Here is a 17337-nt window from a genome sequence, read left to right on the forward strand (position 1 = left end):
GATAACCCTCCTTGTCGAGTCGTTTCCTTCTTATGCCTGAGCGGTTGCCTGGCATCAAGTAGCCATGATGGCCGTGACTACTGGCTCGTGGTGCTCCGGTCGTGTCCGTGCAGACGTAAGCAGACTGTCAGGGTTTTGTAAAATGCCGCAAACACCTGAACTTATTGGCTGTTTGCCCCTCTCATGCCGGTAGCCATTGGTCGTGGCGGCCTGATAAGCTCGCGGCTTTATACGATTGCCCTTTAGGCGCATGAACAAGGAAATAGCATGAAACAGCATCGGTTGGCGGCGGCGGTGGCCCTGGTAGGCCTGGTACTCGCGGGTTGCGACTCGCATTCCAGCGTAGAGCTGAAAACCCCGGCGCAAAAAGCTTCCTACGGTATCGGTCTGAACATGGGCAAGAGCCTGGCTCAGGAAGGTATGGACGACCTGGACTCCAAGGCCGTGGCCCAGGGTATCGAAGATGCCGTCGGCAAAAAGCCGCAGAAGCTCAAGGACGACGAACTGGTCGAAGCCTTTGCTGCCCTGCAGAAACGCGCTGAAGAGCGCATGGCCAAGTTGAGCGAAGAGTCGGCGGCTGCCGGCAAGAAATTCCTCGAAGAAAACGCCAAGAAGCCGGGTGTCGTGACGACCGCTTCGGGCCTGCAGTATGAAATCGTTAAAAAAGCCGACGGTCCTCAGCCCAAGCCGACCGACGTGGTGACCGTTCACTACACCGGCAAACTGACCAATGGCACCACCTTCGACAGCTCCGTGGAGCGTGGCAGCCCGATCGACCTGCCGGTCAGCGGTGTGATTCCGGGTTGGGTCGAAGGCCTGCAACTGATGCACGTCGGCGAGAAGTACAAGCTGTACATCCCAAGCGACCTGGCTTACGGCGCACAAAGCCCAAGCCCGGCGATCCCGGCCAACTCGGTGCTGGTCTTCGACCTGGAACTGCTGGCCATCAAGGATCCAGCCAAGGCAGACGCCGCCAAGTAAGGCGCGCGCTGATGACAACGCCCCGTGATCGGGGCGTTGTCGTTTCTGGGTGTTGCGGGCTGTAAGAAAACGAACATCTATAGGTCGGTATAGTCTTAATACTCAGCTAACCGGCCTAATCGTAGACTGATGCCAAGTCAATGAAATAATGGCTTTTTTTCAGTGAGTAAAAAACGCCCGATCTGAGCTGGGCCCTTGTAACGCGGGGCTTTCAGCGTCGAAAAGTGGCTCTGTTCACAAGGTTATCCACAATTTGTGTGGATAACCTGGCGTCGCTGTCGATTGGAGTGATGATGAAAGCACCCTGGAATTTCACGCGCTTCCTGCCCCTGGCCCAACGTGTGTTGCTGCGCGGCCGTCTGCCCACCCTGTTGTTCGCCGTGGCCAGTAAAAGCGCCCATCAAGGCGGCCGGCTGGGCAAGCTCAGGGAGGACCTGAAGCTGTTGCAGGTCCTGTGCCTGGCCTACTGGCGCGGCGAGTACCGGGCCATCAGCGTCAAGTCGATGATCACCGTGGTGGCGGGCTTGATGTACTTCCTCAGTCCGATCGATGCCATCCCCGATTTTATCCCGGTGTTCGGCATGCTCGACGACATCGCGGTACTGGCCTGGGTGATGAATACCCTGGATCAGGAACTGACGGCTTTCCGCAGTTGGCTCGAACGCCAGGCGCCGGAACAACTGCGGGCGATCGAGCATTTGCCGGACACACCCGAGCAGTTGCAACTGCAACGTCACGAAAAGGATTGATCTCGATCCATTCCCTTGAAGAACACACACCCTAGCGACCTTGGTGGCTGTTAAGATTAAGCTACAAGGAAAGCGCCGACTCGCTATGTGTAAAAGTCCTACGGGGTGTGGTGATGGATCTTCAAATAATTACACGTGACGGAGAACCGGAATATGCGGTTCTGCCTTGGGCTCAGTATCAAGCGTTACTCAAGGCTGCCGGTTTGAGCAGCCAGCCTCCTCCTCAATCCCCCTCTGTCAGTCCGCCGCCGCCGGCCGCGGCCTTGCCGGCGTTCGAGCAGTTGCGCAGTCTGCGCGAGGCCAAGGGCCTGGCGCTGGAGGCCCTGGCACGTACGGTGGGGATCAGTCCGTCGTACTTGGGGCTGATCGAAAGCGGTGAGCGTGAGCCCGACGCTGCGATTCGTCGCAGCCTGGCCTGGGAATTGGGTGTGGCGGGTTGGAGGGAAGCATCGTGAGCGTGCGCATCAGTCGTCAGCACTGGGATGGGCTGCTGGGTGAGCTTGACCAGGCGCGTCGCCAGCGTCATCTATTGACTTATCGTGCCTTGCTGGAGCGTTTGCAGTTGCCCAGCCCGGCCATGCAGACCTTGACGGCGGCGCTGGAGCATTTGGCGGCCCTGGATGCCAAGGCCGAACAGCCGCTGCGCAGTTCACTGGTGATCAGCCAGGGTGCGAGCCGTTTACCGCGTACCGGTTTCTTCGAGTGTGTCGAGCGCCTGGGGCGTTTTTCCGGCCCGTCCGACGGCGTGGCCGCGGCGTCCTGGCATGCCTCGGAAGTGGTGCGGGTGTTCGAGTACGATTACCCTGAGTCGGCCGAGGCCTGAGAGGTCTCAGTGCTGGAATGGGATCTTGAAAACACCGCATAACCTTGTTGTAGGAGCCGGCTTGCCGGCGATGGCGTCCGCAAGATCGAGACAAGACTTACCGGCCTCATCGCTGGCAAGCCAGCTCCTACAGGTATCGGCGTCGGCGACTAGGACTTGGCCCAGGTCGGCGCAGCGTCCGCGCCCGAGACGGGCAGGGCGCTGTCAGGCGTGGCGGCGGTAATTGCCTGGCTGTCGATCACATGAATGCTGTACCCCGGCACATTCTTCGCGTGATGTTTGGCTTGCGAGGCCAGCTCGGCCAACTGCGCGGCATCCAGTGAAACGCAGGATTCGGGTTTCAGATGCACCACGCCGATGGACAATGACAACAACGGAAACTCCTGCCGCTGGCCCTGGCGGTTCGAGGCGATAAAGCGGCCGGCCTCCAGGTGCTCGGCGCGGTAAAAGCGCCGACACTGGTTCTGGAAGTCCTCCAGCAACTGATTCAGACGCTTGCGCCAATCCTCCTCGCTCAGCACTAGCAGAAAGTCGTCGCCGCCGATATGTCCGACGAAATCCCTGCTCGGATCGACGCGATCGTTCAGGCACTGCGCCAGGCACAGCAACACCTCATCCCCGCGCCCATAGCCATAGATATCGTTGAATGGCTTGAAACTGTCGATATCCACATAGCAGATCACCGACTCCCGCGCCTGTTGCAGCAACCGGGTCAGGCATTGCTGGATCGGCACATTGCCCGGCAACAGGGTCAGCGGATTGGCATAGCGGGCCTGCTGGATCTTCAGTTCGGTAATCAGTTTCAACACATCGATGACCCGCCCCAGGCCCAGGTACTGGCCGTTCTGGGTGATGATGAAATCCTCCTCGATACGCTGCCGGGCGCGGCTGGTGAGCAAGCGGCTGACCTGCTGCAAGGACTGGCTCGACTCCACCGCCAGGAAGTCATTGCTCATCAGCCGGCTGATCGGCTTGCGCGCGAACAGCTCGGTGGCGAAGGGCTTGAGCAGGGCCTCCGAGAGCGAATGGCGGTGCACGATGCCGCACGGGTGATTGTGCTCATCGAGCACCGCCAGCGAGTTGAGGTTGGCCTGGCGGCGGAAGGCTTCCAGCACGTCCGCCGTCGAGGTCTTCAGGGCCACCGCCGGTTGTACGCTGAGCAGGGCGCTGAGGTCGCCGGCCTCTTCGTTGAGGGCCAACGAGGTGGCCTCGAGCTTGGGCAACAGCGTGCGTGCTTCCTGTGGCGGCTGTTCCTGGGGCCGGCAGAGCAGGTAGCCCTGGACCAGGTCGACACCCATCTCGGTCAGCACCGCCAGCTCCTCCGGCAGCTCGATGCCTTCGGCAATCACCAGGGCCCGGGAGGCCTTGGCGATTTGCAGGATCGAGCCGACGAACTCGCGCTTGAGCCCGTCCTGGTGGATACCGTCGATAAAGTGCCGGTCGATCTTCACATAGTCCGGGCGCAGCTCCGACCACAGGCGCAAGCTCGAATAGCCGGCCCCCAGGTCGTCCAGGGCGATGGAGAAGCCCATGGCGCGATAGTGATGCAAGGCGTTTTGCAGCAGTTGGAAATCGTCGGTCGGGGTCTGCTCGGTGAGTTCGATCACCACATTGCTCGGGTCGATGCCGAAGTCCTGCAACAACTTCAGCGTGCGCCCGGGCTGGTGAGTCGGCTCCAGCAAGGATTCCGGCGAGACGTTGAGAAAGAGTTTGCCCGGCAACTTCTGTTCGCTGAAGCGGCGGCAGGCACTGAGGCGGCAAAGCATTTCCAGCTCGCTGAGGCGACCGGCCTGACGGGCCACGGCGAACAGGTTGATGGGCGAGTGCAGCGGACTGTTGGAAGGGCCGCGGCTGAGCGCCTCATAGCCGATGATCCGTCGTTCGGACAGCGAGATGATCGGTTGGAACAGGCTGTGCAGACCATTCTGAGCCAGGATTGAACTCAGGGCGTTCAGCTGTTCGGTCATGGTCATGGCTGTCTCGGTCGATAAAAAAAGGACCGGGCCCGACTCTCTGTACAAGAGCCAGGCCCAGTCCTTTATTTCACGACAGAATGATGACTATTTGATGACGCTCCAAAGCGCCTTCAAATTAAATTGCCATCATCTATCAATGTTTCGCCACCGCCGTGTTCAAACGCAGGTAGTCCAGCAGAATCCGCCCGGTCTCGCTCAGGTAGGCGTCGTCTTCCGGCTTGGTTTTCTTGTCCGGGTCTGGCGGCAAGGCGTCCTCGTCTTCCTTCTTCAATTCCTTGAGCGGTTCTTCGCCCTTGGCCTTGCGACGGGCGTTCTCCATGGCCAGCTGCTTGCCGTCGATATCGGTGCGCTGGGCACGCCGCTCGGCCTCGTTCAGGCTCACGGTTTTTTCCTTCATCAGCTTCTCGGCCAGGGCCAGCTTGTCGCGAATGAAGATGAACTCCGCATCCTTCGACGCGCGCGCCTCGTGGTCAGCCTTGAGCTGGGCCAGGAACGGCTTGAACGGATCCACCGCCGGCTTGATCGAAGGACGGATGGTGTCCCACGGCATGGCTTCCGGCAGCGCGCTCTCGCCGATTTCCTTGGTGTCGATGATCGACGGGAAATCCACGTCCGGCAATACGCCCTGGTGCTGGGTGCTCTGCCCGGAAACCCGGTAGAACTTCGCCAACGTCAGTTTCAGCTCGCCATGGTTGAGCGGCTGGATGGTCTGCACGGTGCCTTTGCCGAAGGTCTGGCCGCCGATGATCAGGGCGCGGTGGTAGTCCTGCATGGCACCGGCGAAGATCTCCGACGCCGAGGCGGACAAGCGGTTGACCAGCAACGCCATCGGGCCTTTGTAGAAGGCGCCCGGGCTTTCGTCTTCGAGCACGTCGACCTTGCCTTCGGCGTTACGCACCAGCACGGTCGGACCCTTGTCGATAAACAGGCTGGTCAGCTCGGTGGCTTCCTGCAGGGAACCGCCGCCGTTGTTGCGCAGGTCGATGACCACGCCGTCGACGCCCTCCTTCTGCAACTCTCCGAGCAGTTTCTTCACATCGCGGGTGGTGCTCTTGTAGTCTGGATCGCCAGCGCGGAACGCCTTGAAGTCCAGGTAGAAGGCCGGGATATCGATCACCCCGAGCTTGTATTCCTTGCCATCCTGCTTGAGGTGCAGGATCGACTTGCTCGCGGCCTGATCTTCCAGCTTCACCGATTCGCGGGTGATGGAAACGATCTTGCTGGTCTGGTCGTTCGGCGCATTGCTGGCCGGAATCACTTCCAGGCGCACCACCGAGCCTTTCGGCCCGCGGATCAGCTTGACCACTTCGTCCAGGCGCCAGCCGATCACGTCGACCATTTCCTTGTCGCCCTGGGCGACACCGACGATCTTGTCGGCCGGAGCCACCTGCTTGGTTTTGTCCGCCGGGCCCGACGGCACCAGGCGCACGACCTTGACCAGGTCATTGTCACTCTGCAGCACGGCGCCAATGCCTTCCAGGGACAGGCTCATATTGATGTCGAAGTTTTCCGCGCTATCGGGAGACAGATAGTTGGTGTGCGGGTCGTAGGACATCGCAAAGGTGTTGATGTAGGCCTGAAAGATATCTTCGGAGCGGGTCTGGTCCAGGCGCGTCAGCTGATTCTTGTAGCGCTTGACCAGCAGGTCCTGGATCGCCTTGGGCTCCTTGCCGGCAATCTTCAGGCGCAGCACTTCGTCCTTGACGCGTTTGCGCCAGAGGTCGTCGAGCTCGGCGGTGGTTTTCAGCCACGGGGCGTCCTTGCGATCGATCAGCAAGGATTCCTGGGGGGTGAAGTCCATCTTGTCGACACCCTTGTTCAGCTCGGCAAGGGTGAAGTCCAGACGCGATTTGACCCGGTCCAGGTAGCGCTTATAGATGGTGAACCCGGCATTCAGGTCGCCGCTTTTGAGGAACTCGTCAAATTGGCTTTTCCATTTGTCGAATTCGGCGATGTCACTGGCCAGGAAATAACTGCGCGACGGGTCGAGCAGCTTGAGATAGCTCTCATAGATGATCACCGAGCGCGCGTTGTCCAGCGGCGGCTTGCTGTAGTGATTACGCTTGAGCAACTCGACGACGTTCAGGCTGGCAATCACCTCGTCATGGTCGGGCTGAAGATTGTCCCAGCTGTTGGCTGCGAACGTATTGGCCGCGAACGTGGAAATGCCAAGGCCAATGAAAAGAGCGAGTGCGGTGCTGGGGAACAGATGCTTCATGCTGATTCGACGCGGGGGCAATTGATAACGCATATTAGGCCGTCTTTAAAGTCGCCGGTTCCGTGGGGCGCTGTACCAAAACTGCGTTTGCGAGTTTTCGTACAAGCCTCGGGCCGGTCGCATAATGCAAAAAGCCCGCTGCTACAGCTTCGGGCTCAGTCCAGACTCACTATGGAGGCACTGTGAAAGCATTGCAAGGCGTTGACGGTCAAGTGGAGTGGGTTGAAGAGTCGAGTCCGACCTGCGATGTGGGGCAGGTGCGGATCCGGGTGGCGGCCGCGGGACTCAATCGCGCCGATCTGTTGCAGAAAGCCGGGCTCTACCCGCCGCCGCCGGGGGCCAGTCAGGTGCTGGGCCTGGAGTGTTCCGGGGTGATCAGCGAAGTCGGGCCGGGGGCCGCCTGGCAGGTCGGCGACCGGGTCTGCGCGCTGCTGGCCGGCGGCGGCATGGCCGAGGAAGTGGTGGTCGACGGGCGGCATGTGCTGCCGGTGCCGGAAGGCCTGAGCCTGGTTGAAGCGGCCGCGCTGCCTGAGGTCTACGCCACGGCGTGGTTGAATCTATTCCAGTTGGCGGCGCTCAAACCCGGTGAAAAGGTGCTGTTGCATGCCGGGGCCAGCGGCGTCGGTTCGGCGGCGATCCAGCTGTGCAAGGCCTTCGGCAACCCCTGCTGGGTGAGTGTCGGTTCGGCCGATCGGCTGGCCTATTGCGAGGCGCTGGGGGCCCAGGGTGGGGTGGTGCGGGGTGACGATATCGAGGGCTTGAGCGACTTCGGGCCCTTCGATGTGATCCTCGATCCGGTGGGCGCGAACTACGCGGCGCTGAACGTGAAACTTTTGTCAGCTGACGGGCGGTGGGTGCTGATCGGCCTGATGGGCGGCCGCGAAACCCAGTTGGACCTGGCCAGGATCCTCGCCAAGCGCATCCAGTTGCTGGGCTCGACCCTGCGTAGTCGCGATGATCAGTTCAAGGCCGATCTGCTGCGTGACCTGGGCGAGCATGTCTGGCCGTTGTTTGCCGAGAAGCGCTTGAGTCCGCAGTTGGCAAAGGCCTTCCCGATCAAGGATGCCGAGGCGGCGTTTGAAGCGCTGGCGAGCAATCAGGTGGCGGGGAAGCTGGTGCTGGTGATTGATGAACAGTTGGTTTAAACGTTAAGGCGATTTGCCATCTTCTTGACTTTTAATGAGCGCATTTTTTGCGCTCATTTTGTTTGCTCTTGGCAGAACGCAGTTTCTGCTGTTTTCAACCCTCTTAAGCCTCGGATAAACCGACGAACGGTGCGCGGACCTGTCATTTCTGACAGTAGGCGAGCGTCGAAAATGGGTGTTGAATAACCCCAGCGCTTTACATAAACGGTCAATTGATTCGGGCATTTAGTTCGCGGTTAAGTGCGCCCAGTCAATGCTTAATCCAGGGGCATGCATAATGGCTCTTCAACGGAAAACTGTTTCTAAAGGAGCGACAGGCAGTCCGCTAATGAATATTCAGGCTGATTTCGAAAGGCCTGAGGTGCCCGCGATTATCACCAATGACGATGGTACCCAACGCGCGGATGGTTTGTTACCGATTACTGCGTTGGTTAATAATTTGGTGGTTATTATCCCTGAGTGGGCCGGTGACCCGAATTTCACTCATTTTGTGGATGTTGGGTGGCGCTTGGCGGGGGCTCCCTTTGTATCAGTCCGTCGGTTCCAATTTGACCAGCCGATCAGCCCGGGAGATAAAACGGTCTTCGTTCCCATGGACAAACTGTTACATGGCGTTTATGAGCTGTCCTACATAATTACAGTTGTCAATCCCGCTGCAGAGTCTCTGAAGCGGCTGGTCACAGTAGACACTGAACCCCCTAACTATAATCAGCAACCCGGAATAATCATATTTCCCTCGGAGCTTAATGGCGTGATCACTGAAGAGTACCTGGGCCGGGAGGGACAAGTACGCGTTCAGATTCGACGTTATTTTGGAATCGCTCCCAAGGACCGGGCTTTTTACTACTGGTCCGACTTGGAACTGCCTCCGGACGGTTATGGCTTTATCCGTGAGCAAGAGTTCAGTCAGGAGGATATCGATAATGATCAGTTGATTATTACTTATACCGAGGACACTATTCGCCAATCGGGAGCGGGTAAGCGATGGGCTTATTATCGGTTGAAAGATTTGGCCGGCAATACCGGGCCAAGATCGGAAGTGTCGCCCATTTTGGTCGACTTGACGCCCGCTCCCGGAAATCTCAAACCACCGCGGATCCCATTATCGAGCAGAGGCTTGATTGATCGTGAGCATGCCCGTGAGGGCGCGACGAATCAAGGCGGTGTGACGGTCGAAATCGATGACTATGACAATTCAGACGGCACCCAGAGGATCGTTGTCAATTGGGATGGTACAGACCTGAATGAACACCCTGTCGATCCGACGCAATGGCCTCAAGTGATTTATGTCCCTTGGCCGACCTTGACTGCCCGGGGGTTAGGGCCCTTGACCGTGCAGGTGGATTATCGGGTGCGTAGCGGGTTGCCATGGTCACAGCCTTCCCAACCGACATCGGCCCCTGTCGATTTCACCATCGCCGGGCAGGATCACGTCAATGCTCCGGCGCTGCTGAATACCACATTGGCCAAGATTGAAGTGCGAGGGGCCGTATCCGGTCTTCTAAACCAGTTGACTGCCCTGGATGACGGGCTGGCAGCTCCGGCAACGCTTGAGCTTTACGATAATCCACAGCCTTCGGAGCGTATCGAAGTGTACTGGGGCGGTATCGCTACCCCCGTGGATAGTTACGACGTTCTGCCGGGTGATGTGGCAGGGAAACTTGTTCCTTTCCTGATCCCCTGGTCGGCGATCGAACAGGACAAGAATAACCGGGCCCTACCGGTTTATTACACCACTGATAATGGGGTGAATCAGCAAGTGTCGCGGATCACCGAGGTGGATGTTGCCATTGTCTTTATTGAAAATTTGAAAGAGCCCTTGTTTCCTGATGCCGCTCAGAACCTACACGGTTATCTGAATTGTTGTACGGTACCCAGATTGTGGGAGGGCGTGAGGGTGAGAATCGACGGTGACCCTAATTTTAATGCGGGCGACACTATTATTTTGACGTGGCAGGGTTGCTACAACTTGAACGGTACGGACCCTATTCCGGGAGTCACAGATGATTTTCGTAAACAATTGTCAACGGACGAAGCAGCCAATGGCTTTGAGATCGTGATTCTTCCCTATGAAACACTGATTGCTCCCATGGTCAATGAAAACTCTGGAATGGCTTATTATCGATTGGAAAAGCTCAATGGTCGCGTGGGGCGATCGAAGAGAAATTTTGTAAAAATCAACAGAACGCTCGCGGGCGGGCGGGTTTGCTCTCCCGATGATGATCTTTGCTTGTCGGATGGGTAGGAAGTGGTCGGCGTGAAGTTCAAGGACGCATTAGGGTAATCCGTCAGGTGACTGGAGTTGTCCATGAGATAAACGTGCGATTGAGAGCGTTGCTGAGTTGAAGTTTTATTTTTTTGAAAAATAGCTGAATTTTGTGGCGCTTTGTATCGACGGCTTGGGCTTTGAGTGCGCTTCAAAAAAACAGAACCCATTGGTTTTATGGAGGTGTAAAGTGTCAAAAGTAAAAAAAACCGTCACGGCCGAGCAGGCGCGCAGCGATTATTTGAAGTTGCGCCGTGATACCTCAAGAGCTGAAGTTTCAGCGCCTTATTTTTCTAGCGAAAACCCACTGCTTGACGACGTCCCGGGTGATTTTCCTAATATGCTACCTAGAGTCCATCAGGGGCAACCGTTGAAACTTCTTCTGGATGCCTTTGATATTGACAGTAATCCGGGTGTTGACGGATATGCGCAGTTATCATGGATGGGGCTGGGCGCCGGACAGAAACGTTTTTACGTAACGCCTATCCCTCCTGGCGATTTTCCCTTTGAACTCGAGCTGCCTCCTGGATATACATCCGTGGCAGGTGATTTTACGTTGAGTTGCATTATTGATACCGGAGGGAATTTAACACCGCCGCCGACCCCGACAGTAATACATATTGACAAGATGCCGCCCAATAATAATGCCCCGGGTGATTATGTTAAACTCCCTCCTGAGGTCGAGAGCGCGGGTGCCATTACCTTGGATTATTTAAACGGGGCACCCGGTTACGTGTTGGTCACCGTACTTGGGAACTACGCAGATGCGAAAATCAATGATGAGGTCCAGTTGTTTTATGGCTCGGCTGTTGGTCAGGCTGAGAAAATCGGTACCTTTATCCGGACAGACCTTGCGCTTCCGATAACCTTTCAGCTGACTAAGGACGTCATAGTTGCTGAGGGGGGAGGGGAAAAAATAATTTATTACAGGTTGAGTGATCGTTCGGGGAATCCCGGTCCCGACTCATTGTACAAGCATATTGATGTCATTCTAACCGAGTCGCCGACGGGACTGCAGGCACCCGTTGTGCCGTTGCATGCCGATGGTCTGATTGACCTGGAGGATGCTTATCTTGGCGTGACAGTAGAGCTGCTGAATTACACGACGCCCTTGCCGGGTGACAAATTTCGGGCTGTGTGGGATGGAACCTCTCTTGCGGATGTGGACATTACGGAAATACCAACGTTTAGTGGTCGTGTACCTCTTTCCATTTTGCGGCAGGGAGGGGATGGGGTTAAAACGGTGCCTGTTACCTATTCAATCATTCGCGAGGAGAGACCTTATAGATATAATCCGCCAATAGATATAACGGTCGACTTGCGTACTCCAGGTCCAACACCCGGAGAGGACCCAGAAAACCCATTATTGGATTTGGTGACTGTTCAGGCCAGGGTAACGACAGATCCTGATAAAATTGACCTCCCAGATGTCCCTCAGGATGCTGACGCTTCGGTGAGGATTTATGACCTGTATAAGGCGGATGATATCGTTCAGCTGTATTGGCAGGGCGTTGCCGTTCCTGGCGATCCGGATGACCCGACCCCCGATGGTGTTTACAAGGTGACAGGGCTGGAAGCGCCGACCTTCGATATTCCATTTGTGATCCCTTGGGCGACTATTGCCGCGGGGGGGAATAATTCAAAGTTACCCGTGCACTATACAATCGCACATCCGGACATCAACGATAATGTCAATACTTCCCTTGCGAAAGAGGTTAATGTATTCATTCTAGAAAAAAGTATTCCTGCTCCCCTGTTCTTGCACCTTGATCCGAACTTCGGTTACTTGAACTGCGGTGCTATACGTGATGTGGCTGGACGAGGCTGGGTTGCCACGATCCAGGTCGCTGGCGGCGAACCTCAGCTAGCCAATCAGGAACTGACGTTTACTTATCAGGGGTGGTCGGATGCTGCGGGGAGTGTGGAAATACCAGGCACGGAAGCTGAGTTTACCTTTACACCGACTACAGAAGAGGCCACTAACGGATTTATTGCGTACTTGGACTATGAGCCTCTCCGGCTGACGCGAGATGGATGGGGTTCCATTACCTATAGCGCAGTGATCGATGGATTCACTGTTCCGGCGGTTCGTCATCTTGTCAGGGTTTACATGGCGGTGGCGGGGGAAGGCAGCCCGACGTGTGTGATCATTGGCCCATAACTCGCTCTCGCGAGATTGTAGAAACGAAGTGCCAGGAAGGAGGAAGGTGAGCTTTCCCCTTTCTGGATGTCTGATTGGTTGGTTTTGTTGATGCCTTGAGGGAGTAATCCTTCTTTCAAATGGGAAAATCCCTACATATGTGTGCAGGTTATCTCCGTATCGTTCGCTGCTTTAAGTGACTGCGTCCAGCGGCAAATACTCTCAATGAAAGGAGAAGAACGGCATATGAACGAATCAGCCATGCTTCCAAATGTTGCACTCACCCCCTTGTTTCGCCATCTGTCCTTTGCTTGTGCGTTACTGGCGAGCCCCTCGTTGGTATTGGCCGCTACTATTGTTGACAACGGTGATACGTTGGATATCGGCTCTGCTACCCCAACGGATGTTTATCTGGTGCTCAACGGCAGCACCCTGAATGCAACCAATGCGACTACCGGGACTATTTCCGTTCAATCCGGGTCCACGCTCACTATTAATGGTGGTTCCGTCAGTGGTGATGGCGTGACGGTCACCAACAGTACCGGCACCATCACCGGTGCCGTCATTTCTGGTGATTTTCTCGGCCTGTCCGTCAACCGGGAGATCGGCACGACCACCGGTTCGCAAGTAGGGGTCTCCAACAGTCAGATCACCGGTGTCACTGCGGGCGCCCAGGTCACGGGCGCCAGCACCCTTGAGCTGACCAATAGCATTGTCAGCGGTACCGGGGCTGGCAGCACCGGACTGAGCATCCGCGACGGCGCCGTGACCGCTACTGGCAGTACCATCACCGGTGCGCTTCAGGGGATTCGGATGGTCCAGGATGCCCAGGGAGTCGGTAGCGGCAGCCTGGTACTCAACAACACCAGCGTGCACGGTCAGACCGGCGCGGCAGTCAACGTCAACAATGGTGTCGATGTCAGTATCGACGTCTTGAACGGTTCGACGCTCACGGGCGGCAACGGCAACATCCTCGAAGTCCAGGGCGCTTCCACCGCCAACGTCAACGTCGCCAACAGCGCCCTGACCGGCAATGTCGACGTCACTGGCAATAGCACCGCTAACCTGAATTTCAACGGCGGTCATATGACCGGCGATTTCAACGTCGAAAGCGGCAGTACCGGCAATCTGGCGTTGGCCAATGGCTCGGTGTTCACCGGCAGCCTGAACAATGTCAGTGGTGTCACCATCAACAGCCATTCAAACTGGAATATGACGGCCAGCAATACCGTCGGCTCGCTGGCAATGGACAACGGCCAGGTCACCATGGGCCAGGGCAGTAACTTCTACCAGTTGAACGTGGGTAGCCTGTCCGGTAATGGCACCTTCGCCATGAATGTGGACTTTGCTACCAACCGGCATGATGTGCTCAATGTGACCGGTGCCTCCAGCGGTAACTTCAATCTGCTGGTGGCCGGTTCCGGTGTCGATCCGCTGTCGCCCGAGGCGCTGACCCTGGTGCACACCGCTTCCGGGACGGCGGCCTTCGCCCTGTTGGGTGGGCACGTGGATGTCGGCACCTACTCCTATGGCCTGAGTTCGAGCAGCAACGGCAGCGGCGGCACCGACTGGTTCCTCGATCCGGACAAGAAAACCGTCAGCCCCAGCACCCGCTCGGTACTGGCCCTGTTCAACACCGCCCCGACCGTGTGGTACGGCGAGTTGACGTCCCTGCGTACCCGCATGGGTGAGCTGCGCTTCAACGATGGCCAGTCCGGCTCCTGGGCGCGGGCTTATGGCAACAAGTACAACGTGGCCGACAGCTCCGGCGTGGGCTATTCGCAAAACCAGCAGGGCTTCACCCTGGGCGCCGATGCGCCGCTGTCGATGGGCGACGGTCATTGGTTGATCGGTGCCATGGCCGGGCATAGCAATTCGGATCTCGACCTCAAGGGCGGCACCACCGGTAATGTGAAGAGCTACTACGTGGGTGGTTACACCACCTGGCTGGATCCGGACACTGGCTACTACTTCGACGGCGTGGTCAAACTCAACCGTTTCGAGAACGAAGCGAAAGTCACCATGAGTGACGGCACGCAGTCCAAGGGTAACTACGGCAATACCGGTATCGGCGGTTCCGCCGAGTTTGGTCGCCATATCAAGCTGGATAACGATTACTTCGTCGAACCGTTCGGGCAACTGTCGGCGGTGACGATCCAGGGCAAGAACTACAACCTGAACAACGGCCTGCAGGCCGAGGGTGACCAGACCCGTTCGTTCCTCGGCAAGGTGGGGAGCACGGTCGGTCGTAACCTGACCCTGGACAGCGGCACCGTGGTACAGCCCTACCTGCGCGCGGCGGTGGCCCATGAGTTCGCCAAGAACAATCAGGTCAAGGTCAATAACACCGTGTTCAACAACGACCTGTCCGGCTCGCGTGCCGAGTTCGGCGCCGGTGTGGCGGTGAAATTGTCCAAGGACCTGCAGGTGCATGCCGACTTCGACTATGCCAATGGCAAGTCCATCGAGCAGCCGTTCGGCGCGAATGTGGGGTTGCGGTATAGCTGGTAAGTCAGACGGACAACTCTGACGATTTTATAAACGCCCGGTGCAGTGCGCCGGGCTTTTTTTCGAAGGGACAGCAGTGGGCCGCTGGTCGGGTTGGCATACCTTCTGCTCATTCGACTCGCACCTGCTTGAGTGCTGCCGCGTAGAGTTGTGATAAGGTGAATACATGTATTACATAGGAGCCTCAGACATGGCCACTTCCATTCGCCTGGCACCCGAAATCGAGCAGCGCCTGGATTTTTTGGCGACCAGTACCGGGCGTACCAAAGCGTATTATCTGCGTGAAATCATTGATCATGGCCTGACTGACCTTGAGGATTACTACCTCGCGGCTGAAGTCTTGGAGCGTGTCCGAAAAAATAAAGAAGTCGTTCACTCTGCTGCGGACGTAAGGAAAGACCTTGGTATGGACGATTGATTACACCGACACGGCCAAAACGCAATTGCGCAAGCTCGACAAACAGTCAGCGAGGCGCATTCTGGATTTTATGGATGAGCGGGTATCCAGCAGGGATGATCCGAGAACCACTGGCAAGGCGTTGACAGGCCCATTGGGTGGCTTGTGGCGGTATCGCGTAGGCGACTTTCGAGTCATCTGTGAAATCCAGGACGGTGCATTACGGATATTGGTTGTACAGCTTGGCAATCGCCGAGAAGTTTACCGCTGAACCCAACATAATCCGCTCCCACGTCCATGATCTCGACACCCAAAGCCCGGTGCATTGCACTGGGCTTTTTCGTCATGTGTCCCGTCCTGAATAAGGTTTGCGCTTGCTTCGAGCCGGGAGAATGATTGGTAACAATTCCCCGCATTGATTCCTCGGAAGTCAGCGGTTTATAGTCCTTTGATCGCCTTCATTGGTGATACGGGTTTGGCGACTCGTCGATAAAATGTGCTGAGGCTTCCTGAGTGAGCTTATTGCAGGGATACTTGTACCCGCAAAGCTGCGTTATGGCGGCTGTGCGCGGGAGACCTTCGGGTCTGCCGGATTTTGCTCGTTTTATCCCGGTTCGCCAACCTGCGTACAGCTGCCACCCTTCTTTCGTTTGGCGACGATTGAGTGATGGCTCTCATTTAACAAACGAGGCCTTACCCATGTCTAAATACATACCCCTCACAGCCATCGACTGCCTGATCCCCAGCCTGTTGATCGACGCCGAAAGCCCCGCCGATGTTCTCCACGCCAACGCCGCTGCCCGCTTCCTCGCGGCGACGCAAATGCTCGAAGCCCTGTCCCGTATCGAACTGCACAATGCCAATGACATCGACTTTCAACACATTATCCAAGTCCCCGCGATGGTGATGCGTGATGGCTGTGATCTGATGGATGTACTGGGTTGGCGGCTGCGGGTCTGATTGCTGAAAACGTGTCGCAAGCCAAACTTCTACAGACCTGTGTCGTACTGCTGATTTGCGTTGGACACCGTCCTGTAGGAGCCTGGCTTGCCAGCGAAGAGGGCCTTGAGAGCGCCAGTTGCTCAACTAAATAAGTCAGCTTTTCGGTCACCCTTTCGATATAAAATCGTTACCCCTTGAGTCTGCTCACCGAGTTCTATCTAAACTGACGAATATGAATGTCGTCAACATCAACTTTGCTTATGCCGTCTGACACAACGAATATTAAAAAACTCAAACTTTGTGAAAGCTCTTCGATCGTATAAAAATATGTTTGCCATTGGGGGGTGAGCAGATGGGCCTGTTCGGGTTGAAGACTAGGCAAAAGCGCCAGTACTAACTTTAGTCCAGGGTGGACGCTGCGCGCTCGCACACTGACTTCATAGCGTTTCCCAAGAGGCAGAGGTGGGTTCGCCAGGGTTATGAGGTTCATCTCACAGTAGTCATTACCATCCTCATTCCTGATTACACTCTCTGAGTCAATCGACCAGCCGTTCAAGTCTCCATTTGTGAACGAGGTGTAGTGTTCGAAAGAAGTGATCACCGTATAAGTGCGCAGCGGGAAGATAAACGCATTGGCCTCGTTGGTGGTCTTGCTGAAGTCCACCTTGAACTCCATCGTCAGGGTGCTGCCGTCCTTCAGCTCTTTCAGATAACTGTAGACGGCCTCAACCTCATAGAAACCCTGGGCAATCCAGGTCGGATTAACCCTCGGCCCCCATGGCGGCGGCGCCCAGATATTCAGGTCATAGGGAAGAGTCCCATCGGCCTTCGTACCTTTGAGGCGCAGCCACACGTCCTGGTCTGGTGCAATCAGAGGCCAGGTGCCAACCCAGCAGGTGGCGTCGGCGCTAATGGCATTCAGGTCGAGTTCGAGGCCATCACCGTTGTTTTCGGCTTGCAGAATTTTCGGCTTGGCGCCCTGCAGATCGCCGGGAGCGAGGGTCTGCACCGCCAGGTTGAGCGCGGCTGAGGGTTCAGAGGCTTCGCCGTTGCGAATCACGCTGTAGGTCACCGTCACCGGCTTGCCCAGGTTGTAGGCGAGCACCTCGACCGGGATAGGGATCTCGCGGCTGGTGGGCAGCGCCTGTGCCGGGGTGGTGTGCGAACCCTCTCCCGCAGTGCCGGTCCAGGT

13 protein-coding genes and 1 pseudogene are annotated in these 17337 nt (G+C 56.9%); 11 read left to right on the forward strand and 3 right to left on the reverse strand.

Going from position 1 to position 17337, the window contains the following annotated elements; genetic code table 11:
- Positions 1-267: 267 nt before the first annotated feature.
- The 4 genes from bamJ to AC07T0_RS27160 all read left to right on the forward strand — a co-directional run bounded on the left by bamJ (position 268) and on the right by AC07T0_RS27160 (position 2553).
- Entirely contained in the window at positions 268-981 is a 714-nt protein-coding gene (bamJ, locus tag AC07T0_RS27145; RefSeq protein WP_495004075.1) for a BamJ family beta-barrel-assembly machinery protein, read from the forward strand.
- A 293-nt stretch (positions 982-1274) separates the two neighbouring features.
- Positions 1275-1730, forward strand: a complete 456-nt coding sequence (locus AC07T0_RS27150) for a YkvA family protein (RefSeq protein ID WP_218225263.1) — start codon at positions 1275-1277, stop codon at positions 1728-1730.
- 113 nt (positions 1731-1843) lie between these two features.
- A complete protein-coding gene (locus AC07T0_RS27155) occupies positions 1844-2185 on the forward strand; it encodes a helix-turn-helix domain-containing protein (protein ID WP_495004076.1) in 342 nt (113 codons plus the stop codon).
- Positions 2182-2553 (forward strand): hypothetical protein, encoded by a 372-nt coding sequence (locus AC07T0_RS27160; RefSeq protein ID WP_040065236.1) that lies wholly within the window; start codon positions 2182-2184, stop codon positions 2551-2553. The genes AC07T0_RS27155 and AC07T0_RS27160 overlap by 4 nt, the downstream gene beginning before the upstream one ends.
- 149 nt (positions 2554-2702) lie before the next feature.
- Here AC07T0_RS27160 and AC07T0_RS27165 read toward each other — a convergent pair whose 3' ends face one another.
- Together AC07T0_RS27165 and AC07T0_RS27170 are read right to left on the reverse strand one after the other, a co-directional pair.
- Positions 2703-4526 carry a bifunctional diguanylate cyclase/phosphodiesterase gene (locus tag AC07T0_RS27165; RefSeq protein WP_495004077.1) on the reverse strand — a complete coding sequence of 608 codons (1824 nt, stop codon included), beginning with the start codon at positions 4524-4526 and terminating at the stop codon, positions 2703-2705.
- Between the two features lie 136 nt (positions 4527-4662).
- On the reverse strand, positions 4663-6747 hold the full coding sequence (locus tag AC07T0_RS27170; protein ID WP_495004078.1) for a carboxy terminal-processing peptidase: 2085 nt from the start codon (positions 6745-6747) through the stop codon (positions 4663-4665).
- A gap of 182 nt (positions 6748-6929) precedes the next feature.
- Between AC07T0_RS27170 and AC07T0_RS27175 the strand changes: the two genes are divergently transcribed.
- From AC07T0_RS27175 to AC07T0_RS27205, 7 genes are all read left to right on the forward strand, one after another.
- The gene (locus AC07T0_RS27175; RefSeq protein ID WP_495004079.1) at positions 6930-7892 is read left to right on the forward strand and encodes an NAD(P)H-quinone oxidoreductase; all 963 of its coding nucleotides are present in this window, start codon (positions 6930-6932) and stop codon (positions 7890-7892) included.
- Positions 7893-8220: 328 nt separating this feature from the next.
- Entirely contained in the window at positions 8221-10137 is a 1917-nt protein-coding gene (locus AC07T0_RS27180) for a hypothetical protein (RefSeq protein WP_495004080.1), read from the forward strand.
- Positions 10138-10348: 211 nt separating this feature from the next.
- Entirely contained in the window at positions 10349-12319 is a 1971-nt protein-coding gene (locus AC07T0_RS27185) for a hypothetical protein (RefSeq protein ID WP_495004081.1), read from the forward strand.
- A 240-nt stretch (positions 12320-12559) separates the two neighbouring features.
- Positions 12560-14809, forward strand: a complete 2250-nt coding sequence (locus AC07T0_RS27190; protein WP_495004082.1) for an autotransporter outer membrane beta-barrel domain-containing protein — start codon at positions 12560-12562, stop codon at positions 14807-14809.
- 187 nt (positions 14810-14996) lie between these two features.
- Entirely contained in the window at positions 14997-15224 is a 228-nt protein-coding gene (relB, locus tag AC07T0_RS27195) for a type II toxin-antitoxin system RelB family antitoxin (RefSeq protein ID WP_495004083.1), read from the forward strand.
- Between the two features lie 25 nt (positions 15225-15249).
- Positions 15250-15474 carry a type II toxin-antitoxin system RelE family toxin gene (locus AC07T0_RS27200; RefSeq protein WP_495004088.1) on the forward strand — a complete coding sequence of 75 codons (225 nt, stop codon included), beginning with the start codon at positions 15250-15252 and terminating at the stop codon, positions 15472-15474.
- A 428-nt stretch (positions 15475-15902) separates the two neighbouring features.
- A complete protein-coding gene (locus AC07T0_RS27205) occupies positions 15903-16163 on the forward strand; it encodes a short-chain dehydrogenase (protein WP_495004084.1) in 261 nt (86 codons plus the stop codon).
- A 196-nt stretch (positions 16164-16359) separates the two neighbouring features.
- Here the strand turns inward: AC07T0_RS27205 and AC07T0_RS27210 are convergent.
- Positions 16360-17337, reverse strand: a pseudogene (locus AC07T0_RS27210) (hypothetical protein); the annotation flags it as partial.

This window comes from Pseudomonas sp. GW821-FHT04D07 (assembly GCF_059420225.1).